Raw genomic sequence first — 5,341 nt, 5'->3', positions numbered from 1 at the left:
CCTCGCCGTTGCTGGTCACGCCGTGCCGGACCGCCCAGGCCGCCCACAACCGCAACGCTTCCTCCCCCTCCGAGTGCCCGGCCGCCCGGCCCAGCCCCCGCCCCCCGGCCGTCGTGCTGGGCACGATGGACACCGCGACCGGGTCGAGCAGGACGAGCAGACCAGTGAGGACGAACAGGTGAGCGAGACCGTGAGCGACAACGCGACGGGACCGGCCCCCGGGACGCCGGCGATCGAGCTGCGCGGGGTGTCGAAGACGTTCGGCGAGGGCGACCGGGCCGTGCGCGCCGTCGACGACGTGTCGCTGACCGTCCGTGCTGGCGAGATCTTCGGCGTCATCGGCTACTCCGGCGCGGGCAAGTCCACGCTGGTGCGGCTCGTCAACGCGCTGGAGACCGTCACGTCGGGGTCCGTGATCGTCGAGGGCACCGACCTCACCGGGCTGCCGGAGCGCAAGGTCCGCGGCATCCGCGCGCGCATCGGCATGATCTTCCAGCAGTTCAACCTGCTGAGCTCGCGCACCGTCGCGGGCAACGTCGCCTACCCGCTCAAGGTGGCGCGCTGGCCCAAGGAGGAGCGTGCGGCCCGCGTGGCCGAGCTGCTTGAGTTCGTCGGGCTGTCCGACAAGGCGCGCGCCTACCCGCGCCAGCTCTCCGGCGGTCAGAAGCAGCGCGTGGGCATCGCTCGCGCCCTCGCGACGTCGCCCACCATCCTGCTCGCCGACGAGGCGACGTCCGCCCTCGACCCCGAGACCACCCGCGACGTGCTGGCGCTGCTGCGCCGCGTCAACGCCGAGCTCGGCCTCACCATCGTCGTCATCACGCACGAGATGGACGTCGTGCGGTCCCTGTGCGACCGCGTCGCCGTCATGGAGCACGGCAAGGTGGTCGAGGTCGGGGACGTGTACGACGTCTTCTCCGCCCCCAGCGCCGACGCCGCCCAGCGGTTCGTCGGCACGTCCATGCACGACCGGCCCTCGCCAGACGCCCTCGCCCGCTTGCGCGAGCGCCACCCCGGCCGCCTCGTCACCGTCGGCGTGCGGGAGGGCGCGAGCTCCGGCACCGACCTCTTCCGCCTGCTGCGCGAGCACGAGGTGGACGGCTCCGTCGTCTTCGGCGGCATCAGCGAGGTCGGCCAGCGGCCGTTCGGCTCGCTCACCGTCGAGCTCGTCGCGCCCGACGACCGCATCACGACCTTCCTCGCCGCGCTGCGCGAGCGCGCCGACGTCGTCGACCTGGGTACCGCCGCGCGGCCGGCCGACGATCCGCGATCCCTGCTCACCGAAGGGGGCGACCGATGAACCGCGACTGGTCCACCCTGTGGCCGCTGCTGTGGGAGGCGTTCGGCCAGACCCTGCAGATGGTCACCATCGCGCTGCTCACCGGCGGCATCGCCGGCCTGGCGCTGGGGCTCGCGCTCTACGTGACCCGGCCCGGCAACCTGCTCGCGAACAAGGCGGTGTTCGGCGTCCTCAACGTGGTCGTCAACATCGTGCGCCCGATCCCGTTCATCATCTTCGTGACGCTGCTCGGGCCGGTGACGCTGCAGGTCGTGGGGACGACGCTCGGCACGGAGGCGTTCATCTTCCCGCTGTCGGTGATGACGGCGTTCGGCACGTCGCGCATCGTGGAGCAGAACCTCGTCGGCATCGACCCCGGCGTCGTCGAGGCGGCCCGCGCGATGGGGGCGTCGTCGTGGCGCATCATCACGACCGTCCTCGTGCCCGAGGCGCTCGCCCCGCTGATCCTCGGCTACACGTTCCTCTTCATCGCGGTGCTCGACATGTCCGCGATCGCCGGCCTCATCGGCGGCGGTGGCCTCGGTGACTTCGCCCTGCGGTACGGCTACCAGCGCTACAACTGGATGGTCGTGCTGGTGACCGTCGCGGTGATCATCGTGATCGTGCAGGTCGTGCAGTGGGTGGGGAACCGTCTGGCGCGCAAGGTGCTGCACCGCTGACGCCAGGCACGACGTCGTCAGCCCGGAGCCGGTATCCGGCGCGGGGTGGTCACACGTCGGTCAGCCGACGCCACTGCGCGACGACGAGTGCCGCGGCGGCGGGAGCGACGGCCGCGGTCAGCACGAGTGCGACGCCGCCGACGGCGGCCGCCGCAGCCGGGCCGCCCGTGCCCGTCCACAGGGACGGGACGGCGTAGGGGAACCAGGCGCCCGCCCCGACCAGCACGACGACCTGGGTCAGCGCGACGACGCCGACCAGCACCGCGACGGTGGCGAGCGCGCTGCGCGTCGCGGTGGCGACGGCGGCGAACGGCAGCGCCAGGCCGGCGCCGAGCAGGCCGGCCGCGAGCGCACGTCCCGCCGTCGCCCACGCCGAGGGTCCGAACGGCGCGGACACGGACGCGGCCGTCACGGCCGACGCCCCGGCGGTCATCGCCACCGCGGCGACCACGCACGCACCGACCCAGCCGAGCACGACGAGCACGCGGGCGAGCGCCAGCGTGCCACGCGGCGTCGCGAGGCCGAACCACGCGCCCGCGCGGCCGTCGGCGAGCGGCTGGCCGAAGGTCGCCGCGACCGCGAACCCGCCGGCCATGAGGACGGCGACCGAGAGGATCTGGCCGGCCACGACGAGGTGCGTCGTCGCGAGGTCGCCGGCGGCGTAGTCGGCCAGCTTGGCCGCGCCTGCGCCGTCGACGGCGCCGGACCGCGCGAGCGCCGTCATCCCGACCGATGCGAGCGGCACCAGGCCGATCAGCAGCGGCGTCGCGAGGCGCTGGACGGTGGAGCGGCGCCAGGCGAGGACCTCGGTCCGCAGCGCGGTGCGCAGTGCGCTCATGCGGCGCCCCTCGCGATGCCGGCGCCGGCCGCCGTGTCGGCGGCGAGGACCAGGTCGAAGAACCGTCGCTCGAGCTCGGTCCCGCCCGGGTCGAGGGCCCCGACGACGCAGCCGCCGTGCACGACGAGCACGCGGTCGGCGACGCGTGCCACCTCATCGAGGTGGTGGCTGGAGACGAGGACGGCGGCGCCGGCGGACGCCCGCTCCCGCACCAGCTCGCGCGCGAGCACGACGCCGCGCGGGTCGAGCGCCGACGTGGGCTCGTCGAGGACGAGCACGCCGGGCGAGTGCACGACGGCGCAGGCCACCCCGAGCCGCTGGGCGTTGCCCAGGGAGAGCGTGCGGGCGCGAGCGTGGGCCCATGCGGTGAGGTCGAGCCGGTCCGCGACCGCGACCGCCGCACCCTCGGCCGCGTCGCGCGCGACCCCGTGCAGCAGGGCCGCGACCCGGAGGTTCTCGTCGACGGTCAGGGCGGGGTCCACGAGGGGCGCGCCCACGACGTGGCCGAACCGTCGGGCGGCCTCGATCGGGAGCCGTGCCGGGTCATGACCGAGCACCCGGGCGGCGCCCGCGGCCGGGCGCAGGCGCCCCGTGAGCACGCGCAGTGCCGTCGTCTTGCCGGCGCCGTTGAGGCCGATCATCGCGACCACCTCGCCTGGGGCCACGGCCAGGGACATGCCCGACAGGGCATCGCGCGGGTCGTGGCGGCCGCCGAACGTGTGCCGGACGTCGTCCAGCAGCAGGGCGTCAGGCATCGAGTACCTCCAGCGCGCGGGTGACCGTGTCGGCGAGCGGCGCCGTCGCGTCGGTGCGCGCGAGCAGCGCGGCGGTGCAGGCGCCGAGGCACGCCGCGGCCGCGACGGTCGCGTCGAGGCGCGGGACGCCGTCTGCGACGAGGCGGTCCGCGATCGCGCGCTCGGTCGCGGTGGTCGCGAGGACGACGGCGGCGCGCAGGCGCGGGTTCGCGGCGACCACGGCGATCCGCCGGAGCGCCGTGGTGTCGTCGGCGGGCGCCACGTCGCCGAGTGCGGCGAGCATGCCGCGCCGCACTCGCGTCAGCGGCGGCAGGTCTCGGGGCTGTGCGCCCACGGCCTCCGCGATCAGCGGGTCGTAGGGGTCGCTGACCACGACGGCGTCCTTGGTCGCGAAGTGGCGGAAGAACGTCATCTGCGTGACGCCCGCGGCGGCGGCGACCTGCGTCGTGGTGGTCGCGTCGTAGCCCTGCCGCTCGAAGAGGTCGAGCGCGGCATCGACGATGCGGGCGCGGGTGCGCGCGGCGCGTGGTGTGGTGAGGGAGGGCGCGGTCGAGGTCACGCTTCGATGGTACGACCGAATGTGAGTCGCTCACTTTTTCGGCCTGTGCAGCGGCCTCGTCGCTGTCGGCTGCGGCGTCTAGGGTTGGCGGGGTGACGACAGCCCTGTATCGCCGCTACCGGCCCGAGACGTTCGCCGAGGTGATCGGCCAGGAGCACGTCACCGCACCGCTCATGCAGGCCCTGCGCAGCGGGCGCGTCAACCACGCCTACCTGTTCTCCGGCCCGCGCGGCTGCGGCAAGACGACGTCCGCCCGCATCCTCGCGCGCACGCTCAACTGCGCGCGCAATACCCCGGACAGCCCGCTCGACACCCCGTGCGGCGAGTGCCCGTCGTGCGTCGAGCTGGCGCGCGGCGGCCCCGGCTCGCTCGACGTCGTCGAGATCGACGCGGCCAGCCACAACGGCGTCGACGACGCCCGCGACCTGCGCGAGCGCGCCACGTTCGCGCCCGCCCGCGACCGGTACAAGATCTTCATCCTCGACGAGGCGCACATGGTGACGCCGCAGGGCTTCAACGCCCTGCTCAAGATCGTCGAGGAGCCGCCGCCGCACGTGAAGTTCGTCTTCGCGACGACGGAGCCCGACAAGGTGATCGGCACCATCCGGTCGCGCACCCACCACTACCCGTTCCGGCTCGTGCCGCCGGACGTGCTCGGCCCGTACCTCGAGCAGCTCACCGCCGCCGAGGGAATCGAGCTGGGCGGTGGCGTGGTGCCGCTGGTGACCCGCGCGGGCGGCGGGTCCGTGCGCGACAGCCTCTCCGTGCTCGACCAGCTCATCGCGGGCGCCACCGACGGCGTGGTCGAGTACGACACCGCCGTCGGGCTGCTCGGGTTCACGCACGCCACCCTGCTCGACGACGTCGTCGACGCCCTCGCCGCGCGCGACGGCGCCTCGATCTTCCGCGTGGTCGACCAGGTGATCGCCACCGGGCACGAGCCGCGGCGGTTCGTCGAGGACGTCCTCGAGCGGCTGCGCGACCTCATCGTCATCGCCGTCTCCGGCGACGCCGCGGAGGCCGTGCTGCGCGGGCTGCCCGCCGACCAGCTCGAGCGGATGCGTGTCCAGGCGGGCCGTCTCGGGGTCTCCGAGCTGTCGCGCGCCGCGGACCTCGTCAACGCCGCGCTCACCGAGATGACCGGCGCCACCTCGCCCCGGCTGCACCTCGAGCTGCTCTGCGCGCGCCTGCTGCTGCCCGGCGCCGACGACGGCGCCGAGGGGCTCGCGG

6 protein-coding genes are annotated in these 5,341 nt (G+C 74.5%); 3 read left to right on the top strand and 3 right to left on the bottom strand.

What is annotated here, in order from left to right:
• Nucleotides 1–178 precede the first annotated feature (178 nt).
• Nucleotides 179–1,300, top strand: a complete 1,122-nt coding sequence (locus ACFUVW_RS19315) for a methionine ABC transporter ATP-binding protein (RefSeq protein ID WP_430572920.1) — start codon at nucleotides 179–181, stop codon at nucleotides 1,298–1,300.
• Nucleotides 1,297–1,959 (top strand): methionine ABC transporter permease, encoded by a 663-nt coding sequence (locus ACFUVW_RS19310; RefSeq protein WP_430557304.1) that lies wholly within the window; start codon nucleotides 1,297–1,299, stop codon nucleotides 1,957–1,959. The genes ACFUVW_RS19315 and ACFUVW_RS19310 overlap by 4 nt, the downstream gene beginning before the upstream one ends.
• Nucleotides 1,960–2,008: 49 nt before the next feature.
• On the opposite strand, the gene ACFUVW_RS19305 is transcribed toward ACFUVW_RS19310, so the two are convergent.
• From ACFUVW_RS19305 to ACFUVW_RS19295, 3 genes are read right to left on the bottom strand one after another with little or no spacing between them, the layout of a single operon-like run.
• Nucleotides 2,009–2,797 carry a hypothetical protein gene (locus ACFUVW_RS19305; RefSeq protein ID WP_430572919.1) on the bottom strand — a complete coding sequence of 263 codons (789 nt, stop codon included), beginning with the start codon at nucleotides 2,795–2,797 and terminating at the stop codon, nucleotides 2,009–2,011.
• Nucleotides 2,794–3,552: an ABC transporter ATP-binding protein gene (locus ACFUVW_RS19300; RefSeq protein WP_430572918.1), complete on the bottom strand. Its 759-nt coding sequence runs from the start codon at nucleotides 3,550–3,552 to the stop codon at nucleotides 2,794–2,796. Before ACFUVW_RS19300 ends, ACFUVW_RS19305 begins: the two co-directional genes overlap by 4 nt.
• Nucleotides 3,545–4,111 (bottom strand): TetR/AcrR family transcriptional regulator, encoded by a 567-nt coding sequence (locus tag ACFUVW_RS19295; RefSeq protein ID WP_430572917.1) that lies wholly within the window; start codon nucleotides 4,109–4,111, stop codon nucleotides 3,545–3,547. Before ACFUVW_RS19295 ends, ACFUVW_RS19300 begins: the two co-directional genes overlap by 8 nt.
• Nucleotides 4,112–4,203: 92 nt before the next feature.
• Between ACFUVW_RS19295 and ACFUVW_RS19290 the strand changes: the two genes are divergently transcribed.
• Nucleotides 4,204–5,341: DNA polymerase III subunit gamma and tau (locus ACFUVW_RS19290; protein WP_430572916.1), on the top strand; the 1,138-nt coding region annotated here is incomplete at its 3' end.

The organism is Isoptericola sp. NPDC057391 (assembly GCF_042668085.1).
Classification (GTDB): domain Bacteria; phylum Actinomycetota; class Actinomycetes; order Actinomycetales; family Cellulomonadaceae; genus Isoptericola.
The sequence above is the reverse complement of the archived record's forward strand: the minus strand, read 5'-3'. Positions and strand labels throughout refer to the sequence as shown.

Coding starts and splice junctions, on each gene's coding strand:
- ACFUVW_RS19310 (WP_430557304.1), top strand. CDS start 1,297: ATGAACCGCGACTGGTCCACCCTGTGGCCGCTGCTGTGGGAGGCGTTC.
- ACFUVW_RS19305 (WP_430572919.1), bottom strand. CDS start 2,797: ATGAGCGCACTGCGCACCGCGCTGCGGACCGAGGTCCTCGCCTGGCGC.
- ACFUVW_RS19300 (WP_430572918.1), bottom strand. CDS start 3,552: ATGCCTGACGCCCTGCTGCTGGACGACGTCCGGCACACGTTCGGCGGC.